General features: G+C 41.0%; 9 protein-coding genes. 6 read left to right on the top strand and 3 right to left on the bottom strand.

Features of this window, described 5'->3' with window-relative positions; all coding sequences use genetic code 11:
- Positions 1-74 precede the first annotated feature (74 nt).
- The 4 genes from FLL45_RS21870 to FLL45_RS21855 are packed head-to-tail and all read left to right on the top strand — an operon-like array spanning position 75 to position 5,083.
- Positions 75-1,445, top strand: a complete 1,371-nt coding sequence (locus FLL45_RS21870) for an MFS transporter (protein WP_142944194.1) — start codon at positions 75-77, stop codon at positions 1,443-1,445.
- Positions 1,429-3,825, top strand: coding sequence for a GH36-type glycosyl hydrolase domain-containing protein (locus FLL45_RS21865; RefSeq protein WP_210247265.1), 2,397 nt, complete (start codon positions 1,429-1,431; stop codon positions 3,823-3,825). The genes FLL45_RS21870 and FLL45_RS21865 overlap by 17 nt, the downstream gene beginning before the upstream one ends.
- On the top strand, positions 3,822-4,343 hold the full coding sequence (locus FLL45_RS21860; protein ID WP_142944193.1) for a gluconokinase: 522 nt from the start codon (positions 3,822-3,824) through the stop codon (positions 4,341-4,343). Before FLL45_RS21865 ends, FLL45_RS21860 begins: the two co-directional genes overlap by 4 nt.
- Complete coding sequence (locus FLL45_RS21855; RefSeq protein WP_142944192.1) at positions 4,340-5,083, top strand: sugar-binding protein; 744 nt, start codon at positions 4,340-4,342, stop codon at positions 5,081-5,083. The genes FLL45_RS21860 and FLL45_RS21855 overlap by 4 nt, the downstream gene beginning before the upstream one ends.
- Positions 5,084-5,166: 83 nt before the next feature.
- Here FLL45_RS21855 and FLL45_RS21850 read toward each other — a convergent pair whose 3' ends face one another.
- From FLL45_RS21850 to FLL45_RS21840, 3 genes are read right to left on the bottom strand one after another with little or no spacing between them, the layout of a single operon-like run.
- A complete protein-coding gene (locus FLL45_RS21850; protein ID WP_142944191.1) occupies positions 5,167-6,729 on the bottom strand; it encodes a tryptophan halogenase family protein in 1,563 nt (520 codons plus the stop codon).
- An 18-nt stretch (positions 6,730-6,747) separates the two neighbouring features.
- Complete coding sequence (locus tag FLL45_RS21845) at positions 6,748-9,303, bottom strand: glycoside hydrolase family 3 protein (protein ID WP_142944190.1); 2,556 nt, start codon at positions 9,301-9,303, stop codon at positions 6,748-6,750.
- A gap of 3 nt (positions 9,304-9,306) precedes the next feature.
- Positions 9,307-10,581 (bottom strand): sugar MFS transporter, encoded by a 1,275-nt coding sequence (locus tag FLL45_RS21840; protein ID WP_142944189.1) that lies wholly within the window; start codon positions 10,579-10,581, stop codon positions 9,307-9,309.
- Positions 10,582-10,897: 316 nt separating this feature from the next.
- Here FLL45_RS21840 and FLL45_RS21835 point away from each other — a divergent pair, with 316 nt between their 5' ends.
- A complete protein-coding gene (locus FLL45_RS21835) occupies positions 10,898-12,241 on the top strand; it encodes a GH1 family beta-glucosidase (protein WP_142944188.1) in 1,344 nt (447 codons plus the stop codon).
- The gene (locus FLL45_RS21830) at positions 12,242-13,789 is read left to right on the top strand and encodes an MFS transporter (RefSeq protein WP_142944187.1); all 1,548 of its coding nucleotides are present in this window, start codon (positions 12,242-12,244) and stop codon (positions 13,787-13,789) included.
- The last annotated feature ends 16 nt before the right edge of the window (positions 13,790-13,805 follow it).

Below are 13,805 nucleotides of genomic sequence, written 5' to 3'. Positions count from 1 at the left end.
CAAAAATCACAGCGACAAAATGAAAGCGCTTACTACTAATGAATTTTTTTAATAACAACGTAAAACGATAAATTATGCAGCAAAAAATCAGATTAAAAGAAAAATTGGGTTATGCCTGTGGCGATATTGCATCAAATTTTTACTGGCGAATTTTTGATGTCTTTTTGTTTATTTTCTTTACTGATGTGTTTGGAATCTCCGCTGCTGCGGTTGGCACAATGATGTTAGTAACAAGATTAATCGATGCGTTTAGTGATCCTATGATGGGGGCCCTCGCCGATAGAACCAATACTCGTTTTGGTAAATTCCGCCCCTATTTAATTTGGGGTATCATTCCGATGGTAGCTGCAGGTATTTTAACCTTTACTGTGCCCAACTTAGATGAAGATGGAAAGTTAGTCTGGGCCTATGCCAGTTATATTTTTATGATGTTGGCCTATACCTTTATTAATGTGCCTTATGGCGCGTTGTTGGGTGTTGTAACCGACAATACTCAAGATAGAACCAGTCTTACAAGCTTTCGATTTATCGGCGCCTTTGGCGGTGGTACCTTGGTCGCGTATTTTACGCCGGAACTGGTCTCATGGTTAGGTGGTGAAGATGAGGCTAGGGGGTGGCAGCTAACCATGGCTGTTTATGGTTTGATAGCCGCACTGTTATTTATTACCAGCTTCTTAACAACGCGAGAGAGAATTAGTCCGCCTAAAAACCAACAGTCGAGTATTGGCCAAGACATCGCCGACTTGCTTCATAATCGACCATGGGTTGTTTTATTTTCGCTTGCGCTGATCATTATGTTAACGATTACGTTGCGTGCAAGCAGCGGTACTTTTTATTTTAAGTATTATGTAGGTAGAGAAGATCTAATCGGTGCTTTCGCGACGGCCTATATGATCGCCTTAGCAATTGGCGCAGCTGTCACTCCTTTATTGACTCGTTTGCTCGACAAAAGACAGTTACTCCTCTATTTGATGTTGGCTGTCGCGGTTCTTTCCTCCGCGTTTTATTTTATTCCGAAAGATCAAATCGGATTAATGTTTACTTTGCAGATCTTAATTGGTCTATGTCTTGGTCCTAAATCACCCTTAGTATTCTCCATGTATGCCGATACGGCCGATTATTCTGAATGGCAAAATGGTCGTAGAGCAACAGCAATGGTTTTTTCTGCCGCTGCTTTTTCTCAAAAAGTCGGTGGTGCAATTGCTGGTGCGATTATGGGTTATGTCCTTGCATCTTTCGGGTATGAAGCGAATCAAGTTCAGAGTGGTGCGTCAGAACAAGGAATTGTTTGGTTACTCACCGTCATTCCTGGTGTGTTTGCATTTATTGCTGTTTGGATAGTTAGTTTATACCCGCTTAACCAATATAAACTTGAAAGCATCCAAACAGAATTGTCTGAGCGACGAATAGCGGAAAAGGAATCTGCAAGTGTCTCAACAATCTGATCTATTTTATTCTACAAAAGAACGTATAACGCTTACTTCGCCAACTGAGTTAGATCAAGCGAGTGGATATTTATGGAATAAAAAAATGTTGCTTCAGGTGAATTGTGCGGGCTATGTCAAAAGCCAGTATATGCAACATGATGCTTCTAAATATTCCTATGGCCCAAATATTGAAGCGAAAACTTTTATGATGCCCGAGCAAGAATTTTATGCGCATCATCCGGGACGTTTTTTTTATATCAAAGAAGAAAATAAGGATTCTTTGATATCAATACCATTTGCTCCGGTCAAAAGTCAGTTAGAGTCTTTTGAGTTTTCTGTTGGTCAAAATGATATTTGTTGGCGAATTAAACACGGTGGACTGAAATATAAAATCAGTCTTCAATTAGCCAAAGAAGACGTAGTAGAATTATGGTCGCTGAAGATAATTAATCAAACGAATAAAGTCAAAAAGATAAACGTATATCCTTATTTTTCGATCGGCTATATGTCATGGATGAACCAGTCAGCGAGTTTCTCTAGTGAATTGAATGGCATTATTGCCTCGAGCATTGCACCCTATCAAAAAACAGAGGACTACTACAAACAGAAAGATTTTAAGGACCTTACTTTTCTTTTATCGAATAAAAAAATAGATTCGTATTGTGCTCAGCTTGCGGCATTTGAAGGGACAAATGGATTACATAATCCAGAAGCGCTTAAGCAAGAAATTTTAAACAATGATTCGGCGAATTATCAGACTCCGGCAGCCATATTGCATCATCATATCGAAATCAATCCAAAAAAAGAAACTCAACTTAACTATCTTTTTGGTCCGGCGAAAGATATCGAAGACGTAAAGCAATTTAAGCGATTCTATTTTGAACAAAACGAAACGGCTTCTTCAAAGCTAAAATTTGACGCTTTTAAAACTGCTAGTATGACAGGGCCTGATGTATTACAGATTGAGACGCCAGATCCGGATTTCGATCGTTTTGTCAATCAATGGCTACCTCGACAAGTTTATTACCACGGCCGAGTCAACCGTATGACGAGTGACCCACAGACCAGAAATTATTTACAAGATAATTTAGGTATGTGTTATCTCGACAGCAATGCAACTCGTCATGCGCTAGTCAAGGCATTAAGCCAACAATTTAGAAGCGGCGCGATGCCCGATGGAATCCTGTTGAACCCAAAAGCTGAGCTTAAGTACATCAATCAAATTCCACATACTGATCATTGTGTTTGGCTACCGTTATTGTTAGAGGTTTATTTAGATGAAATGAATGATTATCAGCTACTAGAAGAAAAAATTCCGTATGCAGATTGCAGTGATAGGCATACCGTCAGAGAGCACATCGAGCGTTCAATCATTTGGTTGGTGAATGCAAGGGACGAGCGCGGTTTAAGTTATATCGAGCAGGGTGACTGGTGCGACCCCATGAATATGGTCGGTGTAAAGGGCATCGGTGTCTCATCTTGGCTTTCGGTTGCAACAGCATATAGTCTGAATGTTTGGGCGAAAATTTGTAGACAATCCGGTAAAGAAGACAAAGCCGAAGATTTGATTGAGAAGGCTCAAGAAATTAATAAAGCAGTTAATGACTATTGCTGGATTGATGGATGGTATGCCAGGGGGATCACTGATAACGGCCGGGTATTTGGTACTAGCGACGATGAAGAAGGAAAAATCTACTTAAATCCACAAAGCTGGGCGATGTTAAGTGGAGCCGCAGATTCAGTCAAAATGAATCAACTGTTAGAAGCAATCGAAGCCAATCTCGAAACACCAGATGGTGTTATGATGTTGGCACCGAGTTATACTCAAATGGTTGAGGATATCGGTCGAATTACCCAAAAATTTCCCGGTGTTGCTGAGAACGGTTCTGTCTATAATCATGCGGCCGCTTTTTATGCTTATAGTTTGTATCAACAAAATTATAGTGATAAAGCGTTTCGAGTGTTGCGGACTATGATCCCTGACGGTTCCAATATTGAGCGTCGAGGTCAACTACCGCTATTTGTACCTAATTATTATCGAGGTGCTTATCATCAATTGCCAGAAGTTGCGGGTCGCTCAAGCCAACTAATCAATACCGGTACAACGGCTTGGTATTATCGTTGCGTGATAGAAAACTTGTGTGGCTTAAAAGGTTCTCAAGGCGATCTGTTAGTTAATCCTCAACTTCCCAGTCATTGGAATATTATGCAAGTGACAAGACGATTTAAAGAGGCGACTTTTAACATGCAAGTTGAGCGGGACGAAAATGTAGTTTCTCAACAAGTTTATTTGGATAATAAATTACTAGACACGGCCAAAGTGACTAATATTCAGCCGGGTAAGGAATATCAGCTGCGGGTTCTCATTCCGATAGTCAATGAAAACAAATTCGTATGAAGGACTCTCGATTAATTGTCGTTATGGGTGTCAGTGGAAGCGGTAAAACTTCATTGGCGCAAGCAATTGCGAATACACTTAATTGGTCTTTTGTTGAAGCGGACGACTTCCACAGTGAAGTGAATAAGCAAAAAATGGCGAAAGGGATAGCTTTGAATGACGCTGATAGATTGCCATGGATAAACATGATATGTCGTGAATTATTTTTAAAGGCGGATAGTGGTAGTAATTGTGTTTTATCATTCTCTGGTCTTAAATCGACTCATCGTCAAATGTTAAGAGAATTAAATGCTATTGTTGCTTTTCTTTACATCGACCTATCACAAGCCGTCATTGCATCAAGGTTAAATCAGCGAGAAAATCATTTCTTTAACCCAAAGTTATTGGACTCCCAATTTAAAGCAATGGAAGATCCCAGTAATGAAGCAGATATCATTCGGTTAACCGATGATCTTGAACTCAATGATTTATTGGCATTATCATTTAAACAACTAAAACAAAGCGAATTTATACAATGAAAAAGCTCGTTAACCTATCGTTGTTGCTTATTGCGGCTAATTTGCCTGCTCAGGAAGTACCTAAGGCAAAGGTTGCGCCAATCATTGATGGTATTGCGGAACAAACGCCATGGCAAGGAGATGACTGGTATCTTATAGATAAAGCGATTATTGGTGATCTCCCGGATAAAAGTGATTTTAGCGGGCGTTACAAATTGCGTTGGGATGAAAACTATTTATATCTGCTGGCTGAAATCCAAGATGACGTTTTATTTGATGCTCGTCCCGATCCCTTAAAACAATACTGGGACGATGATTGCTTAGAGGTATTTATTGACGAAGATGCATCAGGCGGTGATCATTTATATAACTATAATGCTTTTGCCTATCATATCGCCCTAGATAATCAATCAGTCGATATTGGTGAGAAAGATGCCAATGGCAATGAACAATTCCTTTTGTTAAACGACCATGTCAAAAGCCAATGGAAAAGAGGTGAAACCGCACCACATACCATTACCTGGGAAGTCGCCATCAAACTTTTTAGTGACAAATTCTCACCTGAAGAAGAAAAGAATGCTTCTCGCGTATATCTAAGCAAAGATAAAAAAATCGGTTTTATGCTGGCTTACTGTGATAATGACGGCTCTATGAGAAGAGAGCATTTTGTGGGTTCCCATGAGATTACACCTGTCAATGGCGATAAAAACCTTGGTTATAAAGATGCGAGTGGTTTTGGGAAAATTCGGCTTATTGACTAATTTGAACCAAGTATGAGATGAGTTAAAAATAGTTGTTCGTCTGGATGATGGCTTGCGGTGATAGAAAATCCGTTAATACCCATTTAAACGCTTTGCATTCCATATTTTAATATCTTATTGATCAATTCTCGATTACTCGGTAATGCATCTAAATATTGATGGGTCGTTTGTTGAGTCTCGCGGAAGAAATTAATCGCTTTTTCGTAGTCACTGGTTTTCCGATCGGTATGGCTAGGAAGTGTTTCAAACCCCATACCATATAAAATATATTGCCAGCTTGCTGACGGAAAGACTTCGTTGATATGTGTAAAATCATGTGGGCTTGGCGGTTGGTGCTTCCAGAAAGTTAACATCTCTTTGAGTGAATCAGGGATTGTTTCAGGTTTACAATTGTCGCACCAATAACTGGTATCTTCTCGTTTGGTCAATACATAATGTAATTTTAAAAAGTCGATAATTCTTTGCCAGCGATATAAAAAGAGCTTGTTAAAACGCTTTTCTGCAATTGCCATTACTTCGCGGTTTGCCGGTAAATCTAAACTAATTTTAGCAATAGCCAGCTCAATTAAAACTAAAGCTGAAGCTTCGAGGGGTTCAAGAAAACCGGCAGCCATACCAATTGCCACACAGTTTTTATGCCAGAATTTTTCTCGATGACCGGGATTAAATTGAATTTTCCTAACGGTAAGTTCATCAACACGATCTCGGTCGAGTTTTTCTGCAATATAGGCTCTTAATTCCTTTTCAGCATCTTCGTCTGAAATATAGTCACTGGCATAAGCGTAACCGACACCACGCCTAGTCGGTAATCCAATATCCCAAATCCAGCCGGCGCTTTGAGCGGTAGAGATGGTGTGGGAAGCGATTGGGTCGTCTTCATTCTGGTAAGGCACTTGAATAGCTAAAGCACTATCATTAAATAGAATATCTTTTTTTGACTGAAATGGAATTTGATAGTGTTGTCCTAGGAGTAAAGATTTCAAACCGGTACAGTCAATAAATAGGTCGCCGAAAAGTCGACCATTTTGTTGAGTAGTGAGTGATTCAATATAGCCATCATCATCATTGTTTATGTCGATAACATGATCAACAATCAATTCTACATTGAGTTTTTCAGTACAATGTTGCTTTAAGAACTCTCCTAACTTCGGCGCGTTTAAGTGATAAGCATAGTTGGCAACTGATGCATATTCTGGTGTAGAAATCTGTTTAGGTGCTTTACCTTGCTCACATAAATGACCTTGGTAACATACGGCATCGGCAAAGGCGATTTTATCTTTGTGGTGTTGCCAAGCATGGACTAAGTTTGTTTTAGTGTAGCCGTTAGGAATCACCAATGGATGGTAATACGCATCATCGTCTTTGCCATCTACCCATTTACAAAACTTGGCTCCTTGCTTAAAAGAAGCATCACATGAACGAAAAAAATCAGTTTCACTAACGCCAATTTTATCGAGTGTTTCTCGCATCGTTGGCCAAGTTCCTTCGCCGACACCGATAGCAGGTACGTTGGGTGATTCAATCAAGGTTATTTTGATACCGTTTTCAGCACAAGCATTGTGCTCAGCAGCGAGTAATCCGGCAGCTAGCCAGCCGGCTGAGCCACCACCAACAATTACAATTTTTTTAACTAATGGCTGTGTCATAAGTATAAGTAGCTTAGTTTATCGACATTCAATGACATTTTTGGACTTAGTCGTGGTTATTTCTAGTTTAGCAATCTCAACAATTTGTGGTTTATTCGTTGATAGAACGAAGGGAGCGATGATTTTATCCATTGTTGCTCCTTTATTCGAAAAACAGGCTAACGCTATTTGAACAGTTTGCCAAGCCTTACGCTCTGCGGTTTTAAGTAAGTTTGATAAATCGATAGCTGGATTACACTCCTGCTCGCAACGCATCGATAAATATAATGGCAGTTCCTCTGCATGGTTTCTTCTAATGTCAAATGATAGTGCAGCATTTGCATCGGCATATCCACGCAAGTCGAAAACAAAATTATCTTGTATCTCAAACATCACTCTGGCGTCACCGGTAAACTCTATTCGTCGCGCATCTTCCTGAGTATCTCGATCGATCGTTTGGTATTTAATACTGGTACCGCTAAAATTATTACTTGTGATTAGCTCAACATCGGATTCGTTGACAATTGCCGGTCGCCACGGCGCGTTAAAAAGATTGAGCGCAATTAAGTCGCTATTGAGCGTTTCTATTTCTTCATCTAGGTTATCAGCAATAATATTGGTGTCGCTATAACTTAATCCAAAACCATAGGGTAACAATGGATTATATTGTGTGTCATATCGATTGACTGTTGTCTGAATAGGAGAGTTTGGCCAAGAAAAAGAAAGCTTGCCGGTAAAGTCAAAATCTACTTCTCCATTTCTTTTGCGGAAAATTACATCTGCTATCCCCTGCCCTTCAGTTCCAGGCAGCCAAGCCGCAACAAATGCATCAGATGCATTGAGCTCTGGATTAACCCACATGGGTCGACCGCTAATGAAGATAGCGATAACCGGAATATTATCGCGTTTAAGCTTTTTTAGGAGTGCCAAATCGCGTTTGTTACCCCGTTGATACTCGAGGTTATCGAGGTCGCCATTACCTTCTGCATAAGGCTCCTCTCCAAAAACCACGATAGCTACATCGGGTTTGGTTTGGTAATTGCCTTGTGGACTAAACTCAATATTCGCGTCGCTATCGGCTAGCTTATTTTTAATACCATCAAGAATAGAAGTTGCTCCAGGAAAATCATTGTTAGTATTGCCTGTACCTTGCCAAGTAATAGTCCATCCGCCAGATTGCTTACCAATATTATCGGCTGCATCGCCGGCGATTAAGATATTTTTATTTTGTGGCAAAGGCAGGAGATTATTTTTATTTTTGAGCAAAACCAATGATTCTCTAACCGCTTGGCGAGCAATAGCACGGTGATCTGGATGCCCAATCAATTCAGTTTTCCCAGAGAGAAGCCGTTTCGCTGGACTGGGTTTATCAAATAGTCCCGCCCGAACTTTAACCCTGAGTATGCGTGAGACAGCATCATCTATTCTACTCATTGGAATTTCGCCTGACTTAGCTTGCGCAAGCGTATTGTAGTAGAGTGGTTTCCAACTATCGGTTGGTGCCATAAACATATCGAGTCCGGCATTGATACTTTGTGAGCAGCTTTCATTACTGCAGCCTTTCACCTGTCCATGACCGTTCCAGTCGCCGACAATAAAACCGTCAAACCCCATTCGATCTTTCAAAACTTGAGTGAGTAAATAGTAACTACCATGATTTTTTTTCCCATGCCAGCTATTGAAAGAGGCCATAACAGTTTGTGCGCCAGATGTTAATCCACCGATGTAGCCCTGAGCATGCACTTTATAGAGTGCTTCTTCGCTAGCGATGTTGTTTCCTTGATCGTCGCCTTTTTCAGTTCCCCCATCACCTAAAAAATGCTTCACCGTGGCAATCACTTTATCATCACCTAAAAACTGATTACCTTGCCCTTGAAGTCCGCGGACGATTGCTGCTGAGTAGGCTTTGACGATCTCCGGATCTTCGGAGTAGCCCTCATAAGTCCTTCCCCAACGGTCATCTCTGACGACAGCAACCGTTGGTGCGAAAATCCAGTCAATTCCAGTTACCATGACCTCAGTTGCAGTTGCTTGAGCAATTTGCTCGATAAGCCGCGGATTATTAGCTGCGCCTAAACCTATGTTATGTGGAAACAGTGTTGCGCCGATAACGTTGTTATGTCCATGGACAGCATCTGTGCCCCACATTGTCGGAATGGTTGAGCCATCCATCGATGCGTCGATGGAAGCCAGATACATTTGTTCGGCAAAATCTATCCAGTCGGATATGGAAGATTGTTTTTTTTGATTGGGAAATGAGCCCCCGCCATTTAGGTAGGAACCAAAACCATATTTGCGCATGTCTTCTGGGGTTATCGAGCGAATCTCAGGTTGAATCATTTGTGCTATCTTTTGCTCGATAGTCATGCTTTGTAAAATTTCTTGAACTCGTTTTTCAGTCGAACGATCCGCTTGAATGGGATTAGCCACAACTGGCCAGAACGCCGGGACGGTTTTTGACACTTCAACATGTTGTTCAGCTTGGTCGATATTTGCGTCGGGCGCTTTCTCTTGGGAGCAGGACACTAACGCAAAGCTAGTCGCGATCAAGGGAGTTAGAATTTTCAGTTTATTGTTAAGAGATTTGAGTTCCATAAGCTATTTTTGATTATTTTGAAAAGAGGGTTTGTGTCCGAGTAGTCCGTAGTAAGCGATATACAGATAACACATCAACGGAATGAAAAATGCCATTTGGATGCCGATACTGTCAGCTGTTATTCCCTGAAGTAGTGGCAAAAAGGCACCACCAACAATCGCAAGGCACAAAATACCCGAGCCTTGGCTGGTGTAAATTCCTAGATGAGCGATTGCTAATGTAAAAATTGTTGGAAACATAATTGAGTTACAAAGTCCGACCAATAAGATCGACCACATTGCGACAAAACCTTGAGTGAATATTGCGATGGTGATCAAGATGCAGGCGCATACTGAATTAAACGCTAACGCCTTCCCTGCAGGAATTTTCTGCATGACAGCTGCGCCAATAAATCGGCCAACCATAGCACCGCCAAAGTAGTAAGTAACATAGTGGGCGGCTTGAGACTCTTCTATTCCGGCAATTGAGCGCAGGCTAATAAAGTTAACTAAAAAGCTGCCTATGCCGACTTCCGCGCCAACATAGACGAAAATCGCGACTGCACCCAACACGAGATGGCGATATCGCCATGCCGATTTATGCGGTGACTTAGCCTGGTTTGAATGAGTATCATGAGCAATCTTGGGAAGCTTAAGAAACGCAAACACAATTGCTAAAATCAGCAGAGCGCCTGCTAGCAAAAGGTAGGGAAATTTGACCGCATCTTGAGAACCAACATCACTAGAAATGCCATTAGATTCTCCCATTGTTGATAAGATGAGGATTGCGCCAAATGATGGCGCTAGTGTTGTTCCCAGCGAGTTAAAAGCTTGCGTTAGAGTTAGCCGTGAGGAAGCCGTTTTGGGATCGCCTAGTATCGTCACATAAGGATTGGCTGAGACCTGCAAAATAGTAATTCCTGATGCCAGCACGAATAATGCGAGCAAGAATATTCCATAGATCCCAATTGATGCCGCTGGATAGAAAAGCAAGCACCCAATTCCGGCGATGATTAAACCGAATACGATGCCACTCTGGTATCCGATCCGCTGGACCAATGCGCCCGCAGGGAGTGACACCAAAAAATAGGCGCCAAAAAAACAAAATTGGATAAGCATTGCCTGGGTATAACTGAGAGAAAATTGAGATTTGAGGTAGGGGATCAAAATATCATTGAGTGCCGTTAAAAATCCCCACATAAAAAATAGAGATGTTAAAGCGACTAAGGCAAATCGGAATGTCTGTTTGCTCTCTGATTGCGCAGGTAAACCCTCTGATGCGATAGGTGAGTTTGGCATATAGTTTTCCATTCACTTTGTTGCTTTAAACGCAGGTTTTCTCAATTTCTAGACTCATTAGATTAAATGGTTGACCTTTATCTTTTTTACCTCTAACCTAATGTAAGCGCTTTCATTTATATCACACTGATTGTTAAAAGCAATGTATTTTGCGACAAAAAGTAAGCGCTTACATGTTTTTGGGGAAAAACAAAGAAATTATCGCCTTGTGCTGGTGTGATCTAGCTTGCTGATTTTAATGGTTTATGGCGGTTGTTAGTACTTACTGACTATGGGCCGCCTTTTGAAATTTAAATAGGGATTTAAAAGAAGAACGATGAAGATTTCACTACCGAATGACTCAAAGTTGCTATCGCCTGAGTTTACCTATGGTGTCGCAACGGCCTCGTTTCAAATTGAGGGAGGGGTTGATGAACGCCTCCCTTGTATTTGGGATACTTTCTGTCGTGTTAAGGGAAAAATAAAAGATAACTCTAATGGTGATATTGCTTGCGACCACTACAATCGCTGGCAACAGGATATCGATCTAATTGAAACATTGGGAGTTGATGCTTATCGACTCTCGATTTCTTGGCCAAGAGTCCTCAAAATGGATGGCTCCATCAATCAAAAGGGGGTCGATTTTTATAAGCGTATTCTTGATCGATTAAATGACAAACAGATCAAGCCATTTGTCACTTTGTATCATTGGGATCTACCTCAACACCACGAGAATAGAGGTGGCTGGCTAAACCGGGAAACTGCTTTCGAGTATGCCGATTACGCCGATAAAATTAGTCGTGCCCTCGGTGATAGAGTATTCAGTTATGCGACATTAAATGAGCCATACTGTAGTGCTTACCTTGGGTATGAAGCGGGCATTCACGCGCCAGGACTGGCGAGTAAAAAATATGGAAAACGTGCTGCGCATCATTTGTTATTAGGTCACGGGCTCGCGATGAAAGCTTTACAGGCGAACAGCCCCAATACTCAGAATGGTATTGTTCTAAACTTCACCCCTTGTTATCCGTCAACGAGCGCTTCGGCAGATATCCAAGCGGCAAAAATGGCTGATGCTCATTTCAATCAGTGGTATATCAAACCACTCTTCGACGCCGAGTATCCTGAGATTATTGAGACAATTCCCAAAGATGAACGTCCGGAAATTTTTGCAGGCGATATGGAAATTATTGCCGCGCCACTGGATTTTATGGGCGTCAATTTTTACACTCGGCAGGTTTATCAAGCAGATACTGAAAATCAATTTGTATCTTTGCCACCAAGTGAACCTGTTACGGATATCGGATGGGAAATTTTTCCGCAAGCGTTTGTTGATTTGATGAGCGATCTCAATCAACGATATGATCTACCGCCAATCTACATAACCGAAAATGGCGCAGCGATGGCCGACGATTATCAAAATGGCGAAGTGATTGATTATGATAGAACTCGATATGTGCAAGACCATTTAACTGCGCTGGATAAGATTATTAATTTAGGTATCGATGTTAAGGGATATTTTTACTGGAGTTTGATGGATAATTTCGAGTGGGCAGAAGGTTATGCTAAAAGGTTTGGTATCGTGTATGTCGATTATGAAAATCAAAAAAGAGTGTTAAAACACAGCGCGTTAGCCTATAAAGATCTTATCAGTAATCGCTCTACGGTCTCGAGTAACTAAATGAGTAACAACTTAGACTTAGCCAAGCATCAATTACCCTTTCATGAAAAAATCGGTTATGCATTGGGTGATGCTGCTTCAAATTTAGTTTGGCGTGGTGCACTCGCCTATATGGCGGTATTTTATACCGATGTTTTTGGGATTTCCGCAATTGCTGCGTCTTTACTGTTATTACTGGTGAGACTTTCAGATGGTGTGACCGATATCATGATCGGAATGATCGCCGATCGAACGGAAACGCGGTGGGGAAAATTTAGACCTTGGATTCTTTGGTCAACGCCCTTTCTAGGTCTTTTTATGGTGCTTAGTTTCACGACGCCCAATTTGAGCCCCGAAGGTAAATTGGTTTGGGCTTATGTAACTTATATTGGCCTAACCTTGGCTTACACGGTTAGTAACGTGCCCTACTCTGCCTTAATGGGCGTTATGACAGCAAATCCCACAGAAAGAAATATTCTTTCCGGTTGGCGGTTTGCCGGCGCTTTTTTAGGTGGCGCATTAATCATGGGATTTCTCCCGGCAATCGTCTCGTTACTTGGAAATGGCGATGAACAACAAGGCTATCAATATGCAATGTTTTTATTTGCTGGGCTCTTGGTGGTTTTATTTTTAATTACCTTTATGACCACCCGAGAACGAGTTAAGCCGCCCATTGATGTGACGTTAAACCTAAAAGCACAGCTAGTCGACTTTTCTAAAAACCTACCCTTTATACTTTTGCCCTTGGTTGCGATAACTTTATTTTTTTATTATCGCGATATTTATACTGGTCTATTCTTTTTATTCGTTATTGGCATCACTTATTATCTTGCAAAACGCTTAATAAAACGAGGCAGTGAAAACCTCTCCCACACTCAACAAGACCTTGTAGACTTGATTACCAACAAGCCATGGTGGATTTTGTTAGCAATTGGGTTTTTATTTATGATGTTTAATGGCATCAAGATGGGAACGATTATTTATTATTTTAAGTATTATACCGGTAACGAAATATTGGCTGGCGCTTACTTTATCGCTTTGCTAGTTATATCAATCATTGCTGCTTTGTCTGCAGGATATATTTGTAAGTTTGTCAGCAAAAAAGCACTATTCATCAATGCTTTGTTTTTCGGTGGGTTGACGACTGGAACATTGTATTTTTTAGAGCCTGATCAGGTAAAACTATTGTTTTTTATAGGTTGTTTGTCAGAGGTTTTTGCCGCGTTTATGCCAGTATTATTTTTTAGTATGTTGGGAGATGCTGCAGATTTTTCAGAATGGAAAAATCATCGAAGAGCGACTGGCCTGTTCTATTCGGCGGGAACTTTTATCAATAAAACTGGTGGTGGTTTTGCCGGTGCACTCATTTTATTAGTGTTGGCAAGTTATGGTTACGACGGGATGGATGCTACTACTGTTGAGCAAAGTTTACCGGGTATCAAACTACTAATGAGCTGGGTGCCAGCAGCGTTCTCATTTATTGCTGCGGGAATCATGCTGTTTTATCCATTAACCGAGGATGCAATGATGCAAATTGAGTCTGATTTATTAGCCAGACGTACCAAGTAAGAAGTTGAAAAAATAA

It is taken from the genome of Aliikangiella marina (assembly GCF_007004765.1).
Classification (GTDB): Bacteria; Pseudomonadota; Gammaproteobacteria; order Enterobacterales; family Kangiellaceae; genus Aliikangiella; species Aliikangiella marina.
The sequence above is the reverse complement of the archived record's forward strand: the minus strand, read 5'-3'. Positions and strand labels throughout refer to the sequence as shown.